Annotated in this window: 19 protein-coding genes; 9 read left to right on the top strand and 10 right to left on the bottom strand. The window is 72.1% G+C overall.

The genetic code is table 11. The features are described from left to right. Complete coding sequence (locus tag Phou_RS40395) at window positions 1-1215, bottom strand: Clp protease N-terminal domain-containing protein (RefSeq protein WP_173067767.1); 1215 nt, start codon at window positions 1213-1215, stop codon at window positions 1-3. A gap of 197 nt (window positions 1216-1412) precedes the next feature. Between Phou_RS40395 and Phou_RS40390 the strand changes: the two genes are divergently transcribed. Beyond that, complete coding sequence (locus tag Phou_RS40390) at window positions 1413-2171, top strand: cellulose binding domain-containing protein (RefSeq protein WP_173067763.1); 759 nt, start codon at window positions 1413-1415, stop codon at window positions 2169-2171. Between the two features lie 85 nt (window positions 2172-2256). On the opposite strand, the gene Phou_RS40385 is transcribed toward Phou_RS40390, so the two are convergent. From Phou_RS40385 to Phou_RS40365, 5 genes are all read right to left on the bottom strand, one after another. Then, window positions 2257-2814, bottom strand: a complete 558-nt coding sequence (locus Phou_RS40385; protein WP_173067760.1) for a DUF6082 family protein — start codon at window positions 2812-2814, stop codon at window positions 2257-2259. Between the two features lie 520 nt (window positions 2815-3334). Next, on the bottom strand, window positions 3335-4543 hold the full coding sequence (locus Phou_RS40380) for a PP2C family protein-serine/threonine phosphatase (RefSeq protein ID WP_246274280.1): 1209 nt from the start codon (window positions 4541-4543) through the stop codon (window positions 3335-3337). Between the two features lie 74 nt (window positions 4544-4617). Then, window positions 4618-5016 carry an ATP-binding protein gene (locus tag Phou_RS40375; protein ID WP_173067754.1) on the bottom strand — a complete coding sequence of 133 codons (399 nt, stop codon included), beginning with the start codon at window positions 5014-5016 and terminating at the stop codon, window positions 4618-4620. 83 nt (window positions 5017-5099) lie between these two features. Next, the gene (locus Phou_RS40370; RefSeq protein ID WP_173067751.1) at window positions 5100-5420 is read right to left on the bottom strand and encodes a plasmid stabilization protein; all 321 of its coding nucleotides are present in this window, start codon (window positions 5418-5420) and stop codon (window positions 5100-5102) included. Window positions 5421-5464: 44 nt separating this feature from the next. Continuing rightward, on the bottom strand, window positions 5465-6313 hold the full coding sequence (locus Phou_RS40365; RefSeq protein WP_173067748.1) for a glucose 1-dehydrogenase: 849 nt from the start codon (window positions 6311-6313) through the stop codon (window positions 5465-5467). 107 nt (window positions 6314-6420) lie between these two features. Here Phou_RS40365 and Phou_RS40360 point away from each other — a divergent pair, with 107 nt between their 5' ends. Further along, a complete protein-coding gene (locus tag Phou_RS40360) occupies window positions 6421-6795 on the top strand; it encodes a nuclear transport factor 2 family protein (protein WP_173067745.1) in 375 nt (124 codons plus the stop codon). Window positions 6796-7002: 207 nt separating this feature from the next. On the opposite strand, the gene Phou_RS40355 is transcribed toward Phou_RS40360, so the two are convergent. Further along, a complete protein-coding gene (locus tag Phou_RS40355; RefSeq protein WP_173067742.1) occupies window positions 7003-8580 on the bottom strand; it encodes a pectate lyase family protein in 1578 nt (525 codons plus the stop codon). A gap of 274 nt (window positions 8581-8854) precedes the next feature. Here Phou_RS40355 and Phou_RS40350 point away from each other — a divergent pair, with 274 nt between their 5' ends. Then, on the top strand, window positions 8855-9802 hold the full coding sequence (locus Phou_RS40350) for a glutamate ABC transporter substrate-binding protein (RefSeq protein WP_173067739.1): 948 nt from the start codon (window positions 8855-8857) through the stop codon (window positions 9800-9802). Here Phou_RS40350 and Phou_RS40345 read toward each other — a convergent pair. Further along, complete coding sequence (locus Phou_RS40345) at window positions 9790-10104, bottom strand: hypothetical protein (protein WP_173067736.1); 315 nt, start codon at window positions 10102-10104, stop codon at window positions 9790-9792. The two genes, Phou_RS40350 and Phou_RS40345, sit on opposite strands and share 13 nt — an antisense overlap. 330 nt (window positions 10105-10434) lie before the next feature. Continuing rightward, the gene (locus Phou_RS51735) at window positions 10435-10650 is read right to left on the bottom strand and encodes a hypothetical protein (protein ID WP_218579504.1); all 216 of its coding nucleotides are present in this window, start codon (window positions 10648-10650) and stop codon (window positions 10435-10437) included. Between the two features lie 87 nt (window positions 10651-10737). On the opposite strand from Phou_RS51735, the gene Phou_RS40335 reads away from it, so the two are divergent. Beyond that, a complete protein-coding gene (locus tag Phou_RS40335) occupies window positions 10738-11424 on the top strand; it encodes a helix-turn-helix transcriptional regulator (RefSeq protein ID WP_173067733.1) in 687 nt (228 codons plus the stop codon). Window positions 11425-11430: 6 nt separating this feature from the next. Here the strand turns inward: Phou_RS40335 and Phou_RS40330 are convergent, their stop codons facing one another. Beyond that, on the bottom strand, window positions 11431-12141 hold the full coding sequence (locus Phou_RS40330) for a TetR/AcrR family transcriptional regulator (protein WP_173067730.1): 711 nt from the start codon (window positions 12139-12141) through the stop codon (window positions 11431-11433). 159 nt (window positions 12142-12300) lie between these two features. Here Phou_RS40330 and Phou_RS40325 point away from each other — a divergent pair, with 159 nt between their 5' ends. The 5 genes from Phou_RS40325 (at window position 12301) to Phou_RS40305 (ending at window position 17172) form a co-directional block, all read left to right on the top strand. Further along, a complete protein-coding gene (locus tag Phou_RS40325; protein ID WP_173067727.1) occupies window positions 12301-13122 on the top strand; it encodes a siderophore-interacting protein in 822 nt (273 codons plus the stop codon). A 147-nt stretch (window positions 13123-13269) separates the two neighbouring features. Beyond that, complete coding sequence (locus tag Phou_RS40320; protein ID WP_218579503.1) at window positions 13270-14283, top strand: ABC transporter substrate-binding protein; 1014 nt, start codon at window positions 13270-13272, stop codon at window positions 14281-14283. Next, entirely contained in the window at window positions 14270-15322 is a 1053-nt protein-coding gene (locus tag Phou_RS40315; RefSeq protein WP_173067721.1) for a FecCD family ABC transporter permease, read from the top strand. Before Phou_RS40320 ends, Phou_RS40315 begins: the two co-directional genes overlap by 14 nt. A gap of 3 nt (window positions 15323-15325) precedes the next feature. Next, window positions 15326-16396 (top strand): FecCD family ABC transporter permease, encoded by a 1071-nt coding sequence (locus tag Phou_RS40310; protein ID WP_173067718.1) that lies wholly within the window; start codon window positions 15326-15328, stop codon window positions 16394-16396. Continuing rightward, window positions 16393-17172 carry an ABC transporter ATP-binding protein gene (locus tag Phou_RS40305; RefSeq protein ID WP_173067715.1) on the top strand — a complete coding sequence of 260 codons (780 nt, stop codon included), beginning with the start codon at window positions 16393-16395 and terminating at the stop codon, window positions 17170-17172. The genes Phou_RS40310 and Phou_RS40305 overlap by 4 nt, the downstream gene beginning before the upstream one ends. Window positions 17173-17306: the final 134 nt, after the last annotated feature.

Below are 17306 nucleotides of genomic sequence, written 5' to 3'. Positions count from 1 at the left end.
CTACCGCGCGCCGCGTCGCGGTCCGGCGCCGTACAGGTGGCGCAGCGCCGTGCTTTCGAGCGCGGACGGCGACACGCCGAGCGCCCGCACGACCGCCGCGGCCGAACCTTCGGGGCCGGCGAGGTGCGCGTGCAGGACGGCCGTCGTCCCCGCGTACGGCAGGCCGGCCGCGTCCAGCCGCTGCCACAGCTGCCACGTGCGGCGCTCGACGTCGCCGTCGATCCGCGGCCACCGTTCCCCGGTGGTGGCGAGGTCCGCGCAGGTGAGAGCCGCCGTCTCGTACGCCGCGCGGTAGTCGATGCCGTGCTCGCGCAGCAGCCGCCCGGCCGCGTCCAGCGAGGCGGCCCGGCTCCGCAGCTGCTGGCCGGTGGTGGACAGGTGATGTTCGAGGGCGGCGAGCCCGACCACCACGTGCGCGGAGGTGGTGGCGCGGTGCCCGAGCCGCACCGCGTTGCGGATCGCCTCCTGGTACACGCCCAGCAGGATGTCCGTCGCCATCGGGCGCACCCGCGGGTCGTCGCGCAGGGCCGCCCACCGCCACCGCAGCCGCCCGACGACACCGGTGCGGTAGGGCGGCGCGGCGTGCGGGCGGATCCAGCCGCGCCGGTCGAGGTACGGCACGACGGCGGTGTCCGGAAGCGCCTCGCGCGGCGGCAGGTCGTCCGGGATGTCCAGCCCGGCGAACCGGGTGCCGACGCCCGCGCTGGCCAACGCCCGGACCCCCCGGCTGGCCTCGTCCGCGAGGACGGCCCGCAGCAGGTGTACCGCGTGCGGCCGCCACACGCCCTCCGCACCGGCCAGCGCGGCGGCGCGACGGACCGCCGCCACCAGCTCGCCGGTCCACAGCTCGCGCAGCCGCTCCGGCGTACCCTCCCGCGGCGTGACCAGCCGCGAGGTCGCCTCCCGCAGGTCCGCGGTCGCCGCGTCGGTCAGCTCCCACAGGCCCTCACCGTCCGGCCGCTCCACCCCGCCGTCCGGCCGCCACCGCGCCACGGCGGCCGCGACACCGCGCCGGGTCTGGCCCCGTGCGGCGAGGCCCACCGGGCAGACGCGGAGCAGGAGCCGCACCACATGCTCGGTGCCGACCGGCAGCTGCCCGGTCCGCCGCACACCCCGCAGCGTGTGGGTCAGGATCCACGACACGGCGGTAGGCAGGTAGTCGGTCGACCACCTCCGCGAGTCCGTCCCCACGCCGGTGCGCGCATCGCCGGACATCCAAGCACAGAGCCCTTTCAAACTTCTTTCACCGCGCGAGTTTTGCACCGTGTTGGTCGCCATTACCGCACTGGACGACTTTGCTCCATATAGGACCGGCTGCCAAACCGGCGCATTCTTCGACCGCGAATCCATTGGTAACCTTCGAAGTATCGTTCCTCGTCGATACAGGGCGACAGGCCGCTAAGGAGACCCGGATGCTCTACAGGATCAGCGTTGTACTCGCCGGCGCGACCGTCGCCCTGACCGGTCTCGTCGCCGCCGGCATGGGCAGCGCCGGCGCCTCCCCCACGACATTGACGGCCACCGAGAGCCCGTCACCGACCGCGACCCCCAGGCCGACGCCGACCTGCCCGCCGGTCCTGCCGATCACCGGCGCCGCCACCGCGGTCACCGCCACGAGCGTGACCATCACCTATGCGACCTTCCTGACCCCACCGTGCGGCTACAACCCGCCGGTCACCGTCGTCCTCTTCGCCAGCCAGGAGGACGCCCAGCTCTGGCAGAACCCGCTGGCCGAGATCGTCTCCGGCCCCGAACGCTCCGGCACGGTCACCTTCAGCGGCCTGACCCCGGACACCCCGTACTGGTTCCGCTTCGGCGCCGACGGCCGCCAGGTCCCGTACCCGATCGGCACCGCGCGCACGGCCCCGACCCAGGCCTGCACGGCGACGGCCGTCATCAACAACACCTGGAGCACCGGCTTCATCGCCACGGTCACGGTACGCAGCACCGGCACCGAAACCCTGCCCAGCTGGCGCACGACCTGGCAGTGGCCCGGCAACCAGCGGATCGTCGCCGCCTGGGGCGGCGTGGTGGAGACCAGCGGCACGACGGTCACGGTCCGCAACGCCTCGTACAACGGGACGCTGGCACCGGGCGCGTCGACGACGTTCGGCATGCTGGTCGAGGGCGGCACGCCCCTTCCGAGCTTCTACCCGACCTGCTCCCGCTGACCGACCGCGAGACCTGAGAGCGAAGGGCCGGGCGCGCGTTACGCGCCCGGCCGGCGCTCCGGGACTGGCGGCGGCCAAACCACCTCTACCGCTGATGCTCTGATGCTTCCCGATGCGCCTCCATGACAACTTCCATGAACTTTCTGTCGCGGCGCGACCCGTCGATATTCCAATGCGTACCGACCTTTTCCCACCAGGCGTATGCGACGTCGTTCTTGAAAAGCTCGTACGCCAGGTGAGAAACATGCGGTTCGTGTATGTTGCGCATATCCCACAAAAGCTTCCAATGCGACATCCAAAGATTCGCGTACTGCGTCATGGGAAGGTCTTTTTCCTCGACGTCCCTGATCTTGGAGTAGAGCAGCTCGGGATTTGAGATTCCCATCTCCACCAGTGCTCGCTGCTGCTCCCGGACGGCCAGGTTGAGCGCGATCTGGTTCTGCCGCCACTGAAACGCCAGCGAGACCATGACGCCGAAAAGCGCCAGGGCAGACAGAAGTGCGGACACTGCACCGTATGCCTGACCGACGTTTGAGAGGGTCACCCAGTTGTCACTCCTCGGCGCGATAAGCCCCAATGCCAGAGGAGAGGCAACGACAATGAAGAGTACCGCTACCGACGCGATGAGCAGAGAGGCGGCCACCGAAAGCCGATGAAATCGGCGCCGACCGGCACCTGGAGCGTCCTTGGCGCTTCTAACCATCCCCCGCATCCCAGTTCCATTTCTCTACAGCCGCTGAAAATGTATCGAATCTGCATCCGTTTGCAGCATTGCTGCTACATGCTGCCAACAAAGGCCTTGCGAGACATCCGCCGGCTGGCGGGGTTGAGATCTGCCGGAGCGGGCTCCTGGGCTGAGGTGGGCGACCGCAGAGGGTTAGGCGGCAACCACGGGCATAGCGACAGTTCACATCTAACTCAAGGTCGGACTTTGGAAGGCTCACCCTGACCGCGAAAGGACCCCAGACGACGAAAACTCCGAAAGTCGAGGAACGCCATAACGACACCAACTTTCCTAGATCTGCGGAAGCCGGGCTTGAATCGCGGACCTGGCAGCGGAGGTCGGGGCTTTCGGCGAGCCCTGGCGAGCCGCCGACCGGAGCGGTGCCCGCGGGAGCAAGCGGTCCCCCGCTGACGCGGACCGGGGCAGATAACGCCTGTGGTCAGCCCGCGGTGTTGCGGATCGCGAGCATCGCGATGTCGTCGGCCGGGCGTTCCTCGGCCAGTGCGGACATCGCCGTCGCGCAGACCTGCTCGGCGGGGGCGGCGATGATGGCCTTGCGGAGGCGTTCGATGCCAGTGTCGATGATCTCGTGGCGGCGTTCGACGAGGCCGTCGGTGTAGCAGACCAGGACCGCGCCGGGCGGGAAGGCGATCTCGGTGTGCCGGCGTGCCGGGTGGTGGCCGGCCAGGCCGAGGGGCGGGTCCACCGGGATGTCGGGGATGACCGCGTCCTGGCCCGGGAGCGCGAGCATCGGGCGCAGGTGGCCGGCCAGGGAGATCTGCATCGTGGTGCGGTCGGGGCTGATCGTGGCGTACAGGACCGTCGCGAGGCTGCCCGCCTCGAAGTGGTGCACCTTGCGGTCCAGCATGCTCAGCGCCTGCGCCGGGTTGTCGGTGACCAGCGTGTACGCGCGCAGTGCGCTGCGCAGGCGGCCCATCACCACGGCGGCGGCGAGGCCGTGTCCGGAGACGTCGCCGACCACGATGCCGAGGCCGCCGGCGGGCAGGGAGAAGACGTCGTACCAGTCGCCGCCGACGCCGGCGTCGTGACCGGGCACGTAGCGGGCGGCGATGTCGACGCCCGGCGGGTCGGGGGGTTGGCTGGGCAGCAGGCTGCGTTGCAGGGCGAGCGCCGCGGTCCGGTCGATGGTGGTGGCGCGGGCCTGCGCGGCGACGCCGGCGCGGTCGGCGGCCACCTGCAGCAGGCGGATGTCGTCGGCGGTGAAGGTGCGCGGGCTGCGGCAGCCGACGTGCAGGACGCCGATGACCTCGCCGGCGCCGAACATCGGCACGCCCAGCAGCGACCGGATGCCCGCCCTCAGCAGCAGCGGGTTGGCCACGTCGCCGGGCTTGACGTCGTTCAGCGCGACCGGCCGCTTCTCGGCGGCGACGCGGCCGGCGAACCCCCGGCCGACCGAGAGGCGGAAGCCCTGCCGCACCTCCTCCTCGAGGCCGCGGGCGGCGGTCGCGACGAGCTGCCGGGCGTGTACGTCGACGAGCAGCACCGCCGCCGTGTCCATGCCCAGCACGCGGCGGGTCCGGTCGAGGAGCTCGTCGAGCATGTCGTCCGGGTCGAGCTGGGACAGGGACGTGTCGGTGAGCGCCTCCATGCGGCGCAGCCGTTCGTCGCTGTCGTGGCCCTCGATCACGGCCCACAGCGTAGTGCCAGCAGCGGGCTCGGCGGCACCGGACCGGGCCGGTGGCGGAACCGGGAAGGCGGCCATCAAGCCAGCGACTTCGCGAACCGGACAGTGGTGCCTCGGCCGGGCTGGCTGTCCACCTGGAGCCAGTCGGCGAGCTGGTCGATCATGTACAGGCCGCGGCCGGAGACCGCGGTCGGCGGCGGCGCGCCGGGCGGGCCGTGCATCGCGAAGCCCAGGCCTTCGTCGCTGACCTCGACCACGCACGACTCGCCGTCCACGGTGAGCATGACCGTGTACTCGTCCACCTTGAGAGCGTGGCGGATCGCGTTGCCGCATGCCTCGACGAGGCCGGCGATCAGGTCCTGGCGGCAGTCGCCGGAGGCGCCGCAGGCCGTGAGGAACCGGTCGGCGACGGCCCGCACCAGTGCCAGGCCGTGAACGTCGCGGGGCAGGCGCAGCGACATCTGGACCCTGGTCACCGCCGATTGTTCCTTTCGTTGCCACCCGAACTGATCTGTCACGGTACCCGTGCCGGGTCCGGGTGGCACGGCGCGGGCCACGCTCAGCTCAGCGCGCGCTGGAGCTGTGCCTTGGTCATCCGGGATCGGCCCTGGATGCCGCGCTTCTTCGCCTCGTTGTACAGCTGCTCCTTCGTGCGCCCCTGCGCGCCGGAGTGCGAGCGCTGGCCGCCGCGGCGGCTGGACGATATGTCCTGTGTGGACGTGCGGCTCGCGGTGCGGGACTCGCCGGCGCGGGCGCGTTCCTTGTTGACGGTGCGGGCGGCGATCTCCGTGGCCCGCTTGGTCGACGCGCCGCGCTTCTTGGCGCTGTCCTTGATGTGCTCGTACTGCCGTTCTCGTTTCGGGCTTGAACCTGCGGGCATGGCGGGCCTCCGCGCGTCGGGGCCGCGAGGGTGCGGCCGGTGGGTCAGAGGATGGGTTTGCCGCCGGTGACGGGTACGACGGCACCGGAGATGTATGCGGCCTCGTCGGAGGCGAGCAGCACGTACGCGGGCGCCACCTCCTTGGGCTGGCCGGCACGGCCGAGCGGCGTGTTCTCGCCGAACGTGGCGACGTGGTCCGGCGGCATCGTGGACGGGATGAGCGGGGTCCAGATGGGGCCGGGGGCGACGGCGTTGACGCGGATCTGGCGTTCGCCGAGCATCTGCGCGAGGCCGGCCGTGAAGTTGGCGATGGCGCCCTTGGTCGTCGCGTACGGCAGCAGCGTCGGGCGGGGCATGTCGTAGTTGACCGAGCTGGTGTTGATGATCGAACCTCCGGCGCCCATGTGCGGCAGGGCGGCCTTGACCAGCCGGAACATCGCGGTGATGTTGATGTCGAAGGTGCGCACCCACTCCTCGTCCGGGATCTCCTCGATCGTCTCGTGGGTCATCTGGAACGCGGCGTTGTTGACCAGCACGTCGATCCCGCCCAGCTCGCCGACCGCCCGGTCGATCACGGTCTGGCAGTGCTCCCGGTCGGCGAGGTCGCCGGCGACGAGCACCGCCCGGCGGCCGGCCTCCTCGACCAGCGCGGCGGTGTCCTTCGCGTCGCCGTGCTCGTCCAGGTACGAGATCAGCACGTCCGCGCCCTCCCGGGCGAACGCGATCGCGACCGCGCGTCCGATGCCGCTGTCGCCACCGGTGATCACGGTCCGCTTGCCTTCGAGGCGGCCGGAGCCGCGGTAGGACCGTTCGCCGTGGTCGGGCTTGAGATGCATGGCCGCGAGGGTGCCCGGCGGCTCCTGTGCCGGCTCGGACTTCTGCGCATCAGACATATCCGATCCTTTTCCGCGAACCAGGGGTGCCAAACCCACTGCCCGAACGCGGTTGACCGCCGCCGGCGGGCCGTGCTTGAGTCGGCCGCGACGGACGGGGGCAGATCATGGTCGAGGACGAGGTGCGGGCGTTCTCCGCGAAGCGGGACGCCGTGCTGGTGGGCAACGACGCGGCGCTGGTCGCCGCCGACATGACCGACGACTGGGTGTACGTCGGACCGGACGGCGCGACCCCGAAGTCGGACATCATCGGCAGGATCGCGTCCGGCCGCCTGGTGCACCACACGATGGAGCAGGTGGGCGCCGACCGGGTCGCGCGGGCCGGCGACGCCGTCGTCGTCACCGCCCGCAAGGCGAGTTCCGGCACGTGGGACGGCGTGCCGTACACGGCGGACGAGTGGCTCAGCGAGGTCTACGTGCGGGTCGGCGGCAGGTGGCTGTGCGCGTTCAGCCAGAAGACGCCGGTCGCCGTGGCGGACTGAATCCGCGCGGTCGGGCCCAACCCCCTGAGACAGCGGGCTACCGCGGCGTCCGCCGTGGTCCGGACCGTCGCGCGGGCCCCGGGGAAACGTGGAGCGTTTTCTTGGGGTGCGTTCCCGCGGCCTCACGCCGCGTGGTGGGCCAGCTCAGCCCCAAACCAGGGCCGGGTCCGCCCACCGGTGTGGACGGACCCGGACGGAGGGGCGCCGCTACGAGGCGTAGGTCTCGTACTCGGCGACCCGCGGTGTGCCGTTCGCGCTGGTGATCTCGAACGTGATCTTCTTGAGCGAGGTCTGGGCGAACGTGAAGCTGCCCGCGCCGCTGCCGGTCCGCAGGACCGCGCCGTTGTCGGCGTTGACGATCCGCCACGAGCCGATGGCGCCCGCGGCGCCCGAGTGCTCGCGGATGTTGATGCGGGACACCGACGTCGCCGAACCCCACTTGATGGAGATGGAGCCGGTGGAGCCGGCCGGGGACCAGTAGGTGTTCATGTCACCGTCGCGCACGTTGCCGTAGCTCGTGCCGCTCGCCTTGCTGGAGCCGTCCGCGCCGGCGCCGATGCTGAGGTTCGTGCCGCTCGGCGGCGCGGGCGTGGTCGGGGCCGGCGTGGTCGGGTTCGGCGAGGCGGTCCGGGTGGGCGTCGGCGAAGAGCCGGTGGGCGGCGTCGTGGTCGGGGTCTGCGGCACGCAGTTGCCGTTGGAGACCTGCAGTCCCTTGTTGGCGCCGGCCGTCTGGCTCACGATGTTCGGCACGCAGCTGGCACCGTCCAGGGTGTACGCGTACGGGATGCTGACACTCGTGTTGGACTGCACGTTCGGGCCGGCCGGGTTGGTGTCCTCGCCCGGGCTGGACCAGGTCACGTTGTCGAAGATGTTGCCGCTGACCTGCCAGTAGCCGGCCTGGTCGGTGTAGAAGGTGCCGAGGACGTCCTTGGAGTTCCGGAAGTAGTTGTTGTCCACCTTGGCGCGCGCGCCGGCCCGCGAGTTGATGCCGGACTCGTGCAGGCTGACGTAGCTGTTGTTGTAGATGTGCGCGATGCCGCCGCGCAGCAGGGGCGTGCGGGAGTCGATGTTCTCGTACAGGTTGTGGTGGAACGTGACGAACCCGTTCGAGGTGTCGCTCTCGCTGGAGCCGATGAGGCCGCCCCGGCCGGAGTTGCGCAGGATGCTGTAGGACAGCGTCACGTACTGCGTGTTGTCCTTCATGTCGAACAGGCCGTCGAAGCCCTCCGCCTCGCCGCCCGAGGCCTCCAGCGTCACGTGGTCGACCCAGATGTTGCGGACGGTGCTCTCCATGCCGATCGCGTCGCCGCCGTTGGACAGGGGCGAGCCGGACTTCTTGACGTTCCGCACGGTCACGTTCTGGATGATGATGTTGCTGGAGTCACGGATGTGGATGCCCAGCTGGTCGAAGACCGCGCCGCCGCCGACCCCGATGATCGTGACGTTGCTGATCTCCTTGAGCTCGATCTTGTCGGCGGCGGTGTTGCAGCTGTCGCCCGACACCTTCGTGGTGTTGCCGTGGTTGATCGTCCCGGAGACCTGGATGATGATCGGCGTGCTGCTGCTGGCCCGGGTGCACAGCGCGGTGTGGATCGCGGTGCCCGTGCTGGCCTGCACCGTCTGCCCGCCCGCGCCGCCGGTGGTCCCGCCGTTCTGGGTGGCGAAGCCGGTGACGCCGCCGGTCGCGGCCGACGCCTCGGGTATCGACAGGACGACGCCGGCCGCGGCCGCGAGGGCCGCCGCGCCGAGCGCCGCATAGAGTCGCAGTGCGACTGGTCGTTTCATCGCTCGTCTTGACCTTTCGTCTTCGGATGTCGCGTGGCGGCCCGCCGGGAGCGGCCGCCGACCCGTCGCTGAGGGCGCGGTGGCGTGGGGCCGTCAGGCGCGCACGGAAGTGGCCGGCGCTCGCGCCGGCGCGCTGAACCCTGGCCCGGCCCCAAAGCTCAACATCAATGGAAGGCCATCGTAGGAAAGCGGTTTCCCCTGTGGCAAGCGCTGGTGTTTGCAGGTTTGTTGCATTGTTGACCCGCCGTTGACGGATACCGCTACCGTGCGCGTGGTGAAGAGGACCGCGGGGGCGCTCGCCGCCGTGCTGCTGCTTGCCGCGGGCTGCGGCACCTCGCCGCCGGCCGTCGCCGACCCGCCGGCCGCCGCGCAGGCACCCCGCCCGGTCGGTGTGCAGGACCCGGCCCCGCCGCCGGCGGCCGAGGAGTCCGGCGAGACCTGCGACCCGAGGCGGAGCCTGCGCCCGTCCGCCACGCTCGACGGGCCGGCGCTGGCCAGGATCAGGGCGCGCGGCCTGCTCGTCGCGGGCGTCAGCCAGAACGCGTACCAGCTCGGCTTCCGCCACCCGGACACCGGCGAGCTCGCCGGCTTCGAGATCGACCTGGTCCGGGAGATCGCCCTCGACCTGCTGGGCAGCCGCGACAAGGTCCGGTTCGTGGCGATGGGCGCCGCCGACCGCGTGCCCAGCCTCACCGGCGGCAAGGTCGACCTGGTCGCCCGCACCATGACGATGACCTGCCGGGACTGGCGGCAGGTGGCGTTCTCGACCGAGTACTACGGCGCCGCCCAGCGCCTGCTCGTGCCGGCCGGCTCCGGCATCGACGGCATGGACGACCTCGCCGGGAAGAAGGTCTGCGCCGCGGCCGGCAGCACGTCGATCCGCAACCTGGCCGACTACCCCGGCGTCATCCCGGTCGCCACCACCGAGGTGATCGACTGCCTGGTGCTGCTCCAGCAGCACCAGATCGCCGCGGTGTCCACGTCGGACGTACTGCTCGTCGGGCTGGCCGCGCAGGACCCGACGACGGAGGTGGTCGGCCCGCCGCTCAAGCCCCAGCCCTACGGCGTGGCCACCGCACCGGCCGCCACCGACCTGGTCCGCTTCGTCAACCGGGTGCTCGAACGCGTCCGCCTGGACGGCACCTGGCGCGCCCTGCACCAGCGATGGCTCTCCGGCCTCGGCACCACCCCCGCACCGCCCGTGGCCCGCTACCGCGACTGACCCGCGGTGGGCGGCGGCTCCGGCCGGTTCACCCGCCACTTCCCCATCCGCCGGTACGCCTCGTACACCCGCCGCAACGCCGCCCGCGCCTCGACCTCACTGTCGTACCGCCCGACCGCGCTGCGCAGCCCACCCGCACCGCGGCCGGGGATGCCCGGCCCTTCCCGCAGCCGCAGCTCCCACGCGAACGGCGGGGCGCTCTCCCCCAGCAGCTCCACCGCCACGAGCACCGGCGCGTCCTGGTCGTCCGGGATCCCGCGGTCCACGAGGTAGGCGTGTTCGACGTAGTAGGGCAGGCGCATCGCCGCATCGTACGGGTGTACGAAGACCGCATGTCAAGATCACCCATGGCGTGGTGGCGGAGCGGCCCGCGGCGGGTGAGCGTTGCGGCGGGGCGGAGCGGCGCGCGGTGGAGCAGCGGCGGAGCCGCGCGTCGGGCGGGGCGGCGGCGCACAGAGATCCGGAGCTGGGCGCAGCGGTGCGCCCAGCTCCAGAGCCCCGCCGGCGGCGGTGACCCCCCGCGGGCAGGCCCGGCCGGGCGGCGGCCCCACTCCGCCGCCGGCCGTAGGCCCGGGTCGCGCACCACGGGGGTTCGACCGCTGCACCGGACGCCTCGCCGCCCGGGCAGCGCGCTACCGGTCGACGAGCGACTCCAACGGCACCTCGGGGTCGGCGAGGCGGTCCGCGTCGACCGGCTTGCCGGACCGGATCAGCGCCTCGTACGGCCGGTCGTCCTCCTGCCCGACGAGGACGATCCCGCCGCCGAAGCCCTCCTCACGCAGGGTCTGCGCGGCCATCGCACCGGCCTGGCCGGCACCCACGATCACGTACGCTCCGTCGGCGGTCATGCGCGGCTCCCTGTATCGGACATCGGAGTCGACGTTAGAGCGGCCGGTTCTCTTTCGTCAAGAAGCGCGTCCGTTAGAATGCGGCGGATGAGCCAGGACGACTTCGACGCCGCCCTGAGCCGCCTCGCGGCGCTCGGTGAACCGGTCCGCCGCACGCTTTACCGCTACGTCGTCGCCCAGCCCGAGCCGGTCAGCCGCGAACGCGCCGCGGCCGGCGTCGGCGTCGCCCACCACCTGGCCAAGTTCCACCTGGACAAGCTGGTCGAGGACGGCCTGCTGGAGGCCGAGTACCGGCGGCCACCCGGGCGCGGCGGCCCCGGCGCCGGCCGCCCGGCCAAGCTCTACCGCCGCGCCGCCGGCCAGCTGGCCGTGAGCCTGCCCGAGCGCCGCTACGACCTGGCCGGCCACATCATGGCCGAGGCCATCACCACGGCCGGACGGACCGGCACCTCCGTGGACGGCGCGCTGACGAGCGCGGCCAGGGCGGCGGGCCGCGAGCTGGCCCACCCGCCACGCGACGGCGACGGCCTCACCGCGGTCGCCGAGGCCCTGTCCGGCGCCGGCTTCGAACCGCGCGTCACCGACGACGGGGTGGAGCTGAGCAACTGCCCGTTCCACCAGCTCGCCGAGCGGTACACCGCGCTGGTCTGCGGGATGAACCTCGACCTGGTCGGCGGCCTGCTCGACGCGCTGCCCGCGAAGGACCTGCGCGCCCACCTGGCGCCGGCTCCGGGCCGCTGCTGCGTGGCGATCACCAGGGCCCGCCCGCGCTAGGGGCGGTCAGGTGCCGGCGTCGCGGGTCTGGTGCGGGCGGCCGTTGAGGGCGGCCACGATCAGCCTTACGACCTCGCCCATGATCTGGTCGGCCGGCGGGCGGTCGGCGCGGCGGGCCCACTGGTACGCCAGCTCGTTGACCGTGCCGACGACGGCCATCGCGGTCATCCGGTAGTCGCGGCTCTCCGCCTCGCCCCGGGCCACGGCCCGCTCGACCTCGGCGGTGAACAGGTCGATGAAGCGTTCCCGCCACGCCTGGCGGTGCAGCTCCATCGTCGGGCCGGCGCCGAGCACCTCGACGTACGCCACCCGGGCCCGGGCCGGGTCGCGTGCGGTCACCCCCAGGTACGCCCGCACGGCGGCGCCGATCCTCGTCTCCAGCGGCTCGGGCGAGGTCTCCGCCAGGGCCGCGGACATCGCGCGCATCGCCTCGGTGGTGATCCGGTCGTGTACCGCGATCAGCAGCCCCTCGGTGTCCGGAAACTCGCGGTAGAAGTCGCGCGGTGTCGCGCCGGCCTCCACGCACAGACGCTCCACAGAGGTCAGTGCGAACCCGTCCCGCCCGAACAGGGCGAGCCCCGCCGCGAAGAATGCCTCACGCTGCCGCACCCGCCGGTCGATCGCGGGCTGACCGGCGTCGCCGTTCCACGGTCCGGAGTTCCAGCCCAACACCGCCCCTTCCGCCGGTCGCCGCACCCGCGCGAGAACCCGTGCCAACCGTTCATACGAAGACGAAATCCTCGCACCGTGCCAAGGCGGCGGCAATCAAACTGGGGAGGCGTACGCCTTTTGTCGGCTATCGGCCACCCGCTAGGGGGCTTGACGGCAAGTTAGGCTAGCCTAATCCAGCGAGATCTATCGGAGGGGATCGGTGGTATGACCGCACCGCGACGGCAAGGTCCGACCCAGCACGTGCTCGCGGTCGAGACGACCGAGTGGCTGACCCCGCACCTGGTGCGGGTGGTCGCCACTGGCGACTCGCTCGGTGACTTCGCCGACAACGGGCACACCGACGCGTACGTCAAGCTGGTCTTCGTCGACCCGGACCTCGGCCTCGCCCCGCCGTACGACCTCGCCACGCTGCGGGCCACCCTGCCGCCGCACCAGCTTCCGGTCGTGCGCACGTACACGGTCCGGTGGGTGGACCGGGCGGCGCGGCGGCTGGCCATCGACTTCGTCACCCACGGCGACACCGGCGTGGCGGCGGTGTGGGCGGCGAAGGCCGCGCCCGGCGACCGGCTCGTGGCGGCCGGCCCCGGTGGTGGGTACGCGCCGGACCCGGCCACCGCGTGGCACGTGTTCGCCGGCGACCTGTCCGCCCTGCCGGCCATCGCCGCGTCCCTGGAGGCGCTGCCCGAGGACGCGGCCGGTGTCGCGCACATCGAGGTCGCCGACCGGTCCGACATCCTCGCGATCAAGTGCCCCGAGCGGGTCACGCTCAACTGGCTGGTCAACACCGACGAGAGCGACACCGGCTTCCTGGCGCGCGCCGTCGACGGCGCGGACTGGCCGGCCGACCCGGGCGCGGTGCAGGTCTTCGTCCACGGTGAACGCGAGTCGGTCAAGGCCGTCCGCCAGGTCCTGCGGGACCGGGAGATCCCGCGCACGGCCATCTCCATCTCCGGCTACTGGGCGCGCGGCCGCACCGAGGACGTGTTCCAGGCCGAGAAGCGGGAGCCCATCGGCCGCATCGACTGACACGCCATCGCCGAGCGCGCACGGCCGGCGACTCGTCGCAAGGGGACGGTGAGTCTGATCATCGGACTAGACGAACCGCCGCAGGCTGGTTAGCCTAACCTAACTCCGCACCGCGGATCCCCCATCAACGAGAACGGAACTTCCACCATGCGCGCATGGCGTACCGTCGTGGCCGTGGCGGCGCTGAGCGCCGTCCTGGCCGGTTGTGGCGACGACTCCTCCGGTGGCGGCGACTCGGCCGCCGCCGCCCCCGCCGGTCCCTGGTCGTTCACCGACGGGTCGGGCCAGGTCGTCAAGGCCGACAAGACCCCGACGCGGATCATCGCGCACGCCGGCGAGGCCGCGGCGCTGATGTCCTTCGGCATCAAGCCGGTCGGCATCTTCGCCGACGAGTCGGTCAAGACCGACCCGAACCTCAAGAACCTCGACCTCACCGGCATCGAGATCCTCGGTGAGGAGTGGGGCAAGATCGATGTGGAGAAGGCGGCGGCGCTGCGGCCGGACCTGATCGTCGGCGACTGGTGGCCGGCCGAGAAGGCGCACAGCGGCATGGAGGAAGGCGTCGACGAGAAGAGCAAGAAGCTCGCCGAGCTCGCTCCCGTCGTCGGTGTCTCGCAGGGCAAGTCGATCGTCGCGCTCGCCGACGGGTACGAGGACCTCGCCGCCAGCCTGGGCGCCAAGGTGGACAGTCCGGAGATCGCCGCCAACAAGAAGCGGTTCGAGGACTCGGTGGCCGCGTTCAAGCAGGCCGTGGCGGGCAAGGCGGACCTCACGGTCGCGGCGATGTCGCCGGCCGACGACAAGGTGTACGTGGCGAACCCCGAGTACGCGCCGGAGCTGCTCGACCTGCAGAGCTGGGGCCTGAAGGTGATCAACCCGGCCAGCCCCGACCCCGGCTTCCCGTACTGGGAGAACCTGAGCTGGGAGAACGCCGACAAGTACCAGCCCGACCTGATCCTGTGGGACGGCCGCTCGTTCACCGCCACGGCGAACGCGGAGTGGGGCAAGAAGCAGCCCACCTGGTTCAAGATCAAGGCCGCCAAGGCCGGCGCGGTGGTCGCGTGGCCGGCGTTCTGGCTGCACACGTACGGCGACTTCGCCACCGAGCTGGACAAGCTCACCGAGGCGGTCAAGGCCGCGGATCCGAATGTCGGCGCCTAGCCGTTACGCGACCCGCACCGCGCCACGCCGCGCGCGGCGAGCCTTGGCCCTCGGGCCGGGGCTCGCCGTGCTGTGCGCGGTACTCGCCGTCGTCGCGTTCCTCAGCGTGACGCAGGGCTCGCGGTCCATCGGCCTGTCCGACGTGCTGCGCGCGCTGGGCAGCCTGGACAACGACGGCTCGATCACCAGCACGGTCACGCTGGAGCTGCGAGTACCCCGCACGCTGCTGGGCATCCTCGTCGGCGCGGCGCTCGGCGTCGCCGGCGCGATCCTGCAGGGCGTCACCCGCAACCCGCTGGCCGACGCCGGCATCATGGGCATCAACTCCGGCGCCGCCGCGTTCGTGGTCTTCGCGATCACGGTGCTCGGCGTGCGCGGCGTCGGCGTGTACGTGTGGTTCGCCTTCATCGGCGCGGCCGGCGCGCTCGTGCTCGTGTACGCGATCGCCTCGCTGGGTCGCGAGGGCGCCACGCCGGTGAAGCTGGCCCTCGCCGGTGCCGCGGTGACCGCCGGCCTCGCCTCGGTGACCACCGGCATCGTGATGACCAATGTGGACGCCCTGAACGAGCTGCGCTTCTGGCAGGTGGGTTCGCTCGCCGGCCGGTACGCGCCGATCCTGGTCGGGGTGGCCCCGTTCCTGCTGGTGGCGCTCGCCGTCTCGATGTTCTTCGGCCGCGCCCTCAACGGCCTGGCGCTCGGCGAGGACGTGGCCCGCGGCCTCGGCCAGCACGTGACCCGCACCCGTGCGGCGGCGTTCGCCGTGGTGGCGGTGCTCGCCGGCGCGGCCACCGCCGCCTGCGGGCCGATCGTCTTCGTCGGGCTCGTCGTGCCGCACCTGGCCCGGTTCATCTGCGGGCCGGACTACCGCTGGATCCTGCCGTACTCGATGCTGCTGGCCCCGATCGTGCTGCTGCTGGCCGACGTCGTCGGCCGGGTCGTGGCGGCGCCGGACGAGCTGCAGGTCGGCGTGGTCCTCGGCGTGGTCGGCGCGCCCGCGTTCGTCGCCATCGTGCGCTACGCCCGGCTCTCGGAGGTGTGAGCGATGGCAGCGACCACCGCGTTCAAGACCGTGGCGCCATCCTCGGCGGCCGCGGCGGCCGTGCGCGGAAACCGGCGGCGCCGCGCCGCCCGCTCCGCGGCGGTGACCTGCGCGCTCGCCGTCGCCGTGTTCGCCCTTTTCGTGGTCACGATGATGGTCGGCAGCTTCCGGCTCGGCGCGTGGGAGGTCATCGCCTCGGTGCTGCACCTGCGCGACGACCCGAGCGTCGACTTCGTGGTGCGCGGCCTGCGCCTGCCCACCGCCGCCTCCGCGGTGACCGTCGGGCTGGCGCTCGGCGCGTCCGGCACGATCTTCCAGCAGCTGCTGCGCAACCCGCTGGCCTCGCCCGACTTCGTCGGCATCACCTCCGGCGCCAGCCTCGCCGCGGTCAGCGGGATCGTGCTGCTGCAGGCCAGCGGCCTGGTCGTCAGCGGCCTCGCGCTCGGCGGCGCGATCGTCGCCTCCCTCGCCATGTACCTGCTCGCCTGGCGCGACGGGGTCACCGGCTACCGGTTCATCCTCATCGGCATCGGCGTCGCGGTCTTCTTCGAGGGCCTCGTCGGGTACGTCCTCAGCCGCGCCCAGCTCTACGAGGCGCGGCAGGCGATGCACTGGCTGACCGGCTCGGTCGGGCAGGCCAGCAGCGACGAGCTGCGGCTGCTGGCCGGCGCGCTGATCGTGCTGCTGCCGGTGGCCGTGCTGCTCCAGCGGCCGCTGCGGGCTTTGGAGCTCGGCGACGACGCGGCCCGCGCGCTCGGCACCCGCACCGAGCTGAGCCGCGCCGGGTTGCTCGCCGTCGCGGTGGTCCTCGTCGCGCTGGCCGTCGCGGTGGCCGGCCCGATCGCGTTCGTCGCGCTGGTCGCCGGCCCGATCGCGAACCGGCTGCTCGGCCCGGCCACCGGCGGGGTAGTCGCCGCCGCGCTGACCGGCGCCGCGCTGCTGCTGACCGCCGACCTCGTGGCGGTACACCTCATGCCGACGCCGCTGCCCACCGGTGTGGTGACCGGAGCCGTCGGCGCCCCGTACCTGTTGTGGCTGCTCGCCACCACCAACCGGCAAGGAGCGGGCGGATGACCCGACTGCGCGCGCAGGGCCTCACCCTCGGATACGACGACCGCACCGTCGTCGCGGACCTCGACCTCACCGTCCTCGACGGGCGGGTCACCGCGATCGTCGGCGCCAACGCCTGCGGCAAGTCCACCCTGCTGCGCGGCCTCGCGCGGCTGCTGCCGCCCCGCGACGGCGCCGTCTTCATCGACGGCAGGTCGGTCGCGGACATGCGCACCCTCGACGTCGCCAAGGTGCTCGGCCTGCTTCCGCAGAGCCCGATCGCCCCCGACGGCATCACGGTCGCCGACCTCGTCTCCCGCGGCCGGTACCCGCACCAGGGCTGGTTCCGCCGGTGGACCGAACGGGACCACGACGCGGTCACCCGCGCCCTCGACGCCACCGGCGTGGCCGACCTCGTCGACCGCCCGCTGCGCGACCTGTCCGGCGGGCAGCGGCAGCGCGTGTGGGTGGCGATGGCGCTGGCCCAGGACACCGACCTGCTGCTGCTCGACGAGCCCACCACGTACCTGGACATCAACCACCAGGTCGAGCTGCTGCGGCTGCTGCGCAAGCTCAACGCCGGCTCCGCCAAGACGATCGTCATCGTCATGCACGACCTCAACCTCGCCTGCCGCTACTGCGACCACCTGATCGCCATGTGCGACGGCGCGATCGTCGCGGAGGGCTCCCCCACCGAGGTGGTCACGGCCGAGCTTGTCGAGAAGGTCTTCGGGCTCAGCTGCGTCGTCGTCCCCGACCCGGTCGCCGGCACCCCGATGATCGTTCCCACCGAAGGCTGACCCGCCCGCCCCGCCCCTTTTCGCTGTCGATCAGGGAGTTGGTGGGCGTGTCCCCTCGGCGTGTCCACCCTCGAAGTCCCTGATCAACCGCGCCGCGCCGGGACCGCGCGCCGGGACCGCCGCGCCGGGACCGC

This window comes from Phytohabitans houttuyneae (genome assembly GCF_011764425.1).
In the GTDB taxonomy this organism is placed as follows: Bacteria; Actinomycetota; Actinomycetes; order Mycobacteriales; family Micromonosporaceae; genus Phytohabitans; species Phytohabitans houttuyneae.
This window is presented reverse-complemented; position numbering and strand designations above follow the sequence as displayed.

Excerpts from the sequence above, each read along its gene's own strand:
- Phou_RS40395 (WP_173067767.1), bottom strand. The coding sequence starts at position 1,215 with ATGTCCGGCGATGCGCGCACCGGCGTGGGGACGGACTCGCGGAGGTGG.
- Phou_RS40390 (WP_173067763.1), top strand. The coding sequence starts at position 1,413 with ATGCTCTACAGGATCAGCGTTGTACTCGCCGGCGCGACCGTCGCCCTG.
- Phou_RS40370 (WP_173067751.1), bottom strand. The coding sequence starts at position 5,420 with ATGCCCGCAGGTTCAAGCCCGAAACGAGAACGGCAGTACGAGCACATC.
- Phou_RS40365 (WP_173067748.1), bottom strand. The coding sequence starts at position 6,313 with ATGTCTGATGCGCAGAAGTCCGAGCCGGCACAGGAGCCGCCGGGCACC.
- Phou_RS40360 (WP_173067745.1), top strand. The coding sequence starts at position 6,421 with ATGGTCGAGGACGAGGTGCGGGCGTTCTCCGCGAAGCGGGACGCCGTG.
- Phou_RS40355 (WP_173067742.1), bottom strand. The coding sequence starts at position 8,580 with ATGAAACGACCAGTCGCACTGCGACTCTATGCGGCGCTCGGCGCGGCG.
- Phou_RS40345 (WP_173067736.1), bottom strand. The coding sequence starts at position 10,104 with ATGCGCCTGCCCTACTACGTCGAACACGCCTACCTCGTGGACCGCGGG.
- Phou_RS51735 (WP_218579504.1), bottom strand. The coding sequence starts at position 10,650 with ATGACCGCCGACGGAGCGTACGTGATCGTGGGTGCCGGCCAGGCCGGT.
- Phou_RS40335 (WP_173067733.1), top strand. The coding sequence starts at position 10,738 with ATGAGCCAGGACGACTTCGACGCCGCCCTGAGCCGCCTCGCGGCGCTC.
- Phou_RS40325 (WP_173067727.1), top strand. The coding sequence starts at position 12,301 with ATGACCGCACCGCGACGGCAAGGTCCGACCCAGCACGTGCTCGCGGTC.
- Phou_RS40320 (WP_218579503.1), top strand. The coding sequence starts at position 13,270 with ATGCGCGCATGGCGTACCGTCGTGGCCGTGGCGGCGCTGAGCGCCGTC.
- Phou_RS40315 (WP_173067721.1), top strand. The coding sequence starts at position 14,270 with ATGTCGGCGCCTAGCCGTTACGCGACCCGCACCGCGCCACGCCGCGCG.
- Phou_RS40310 (WP_173067718.1), top strand. The coding sequence starts at position 15,326 with ATGGCAGCGACCACCGCGTTCAAGACCGTGGCGCCATCCTCGGCGGCC.
- Phou_RS40305 (WP_173067715.1), top strand. The coding sequence starts at position 16,393 with ATGACCCGACTGCGCGCGCAGGGCCTCACCCTCGGATACGACGACCGC.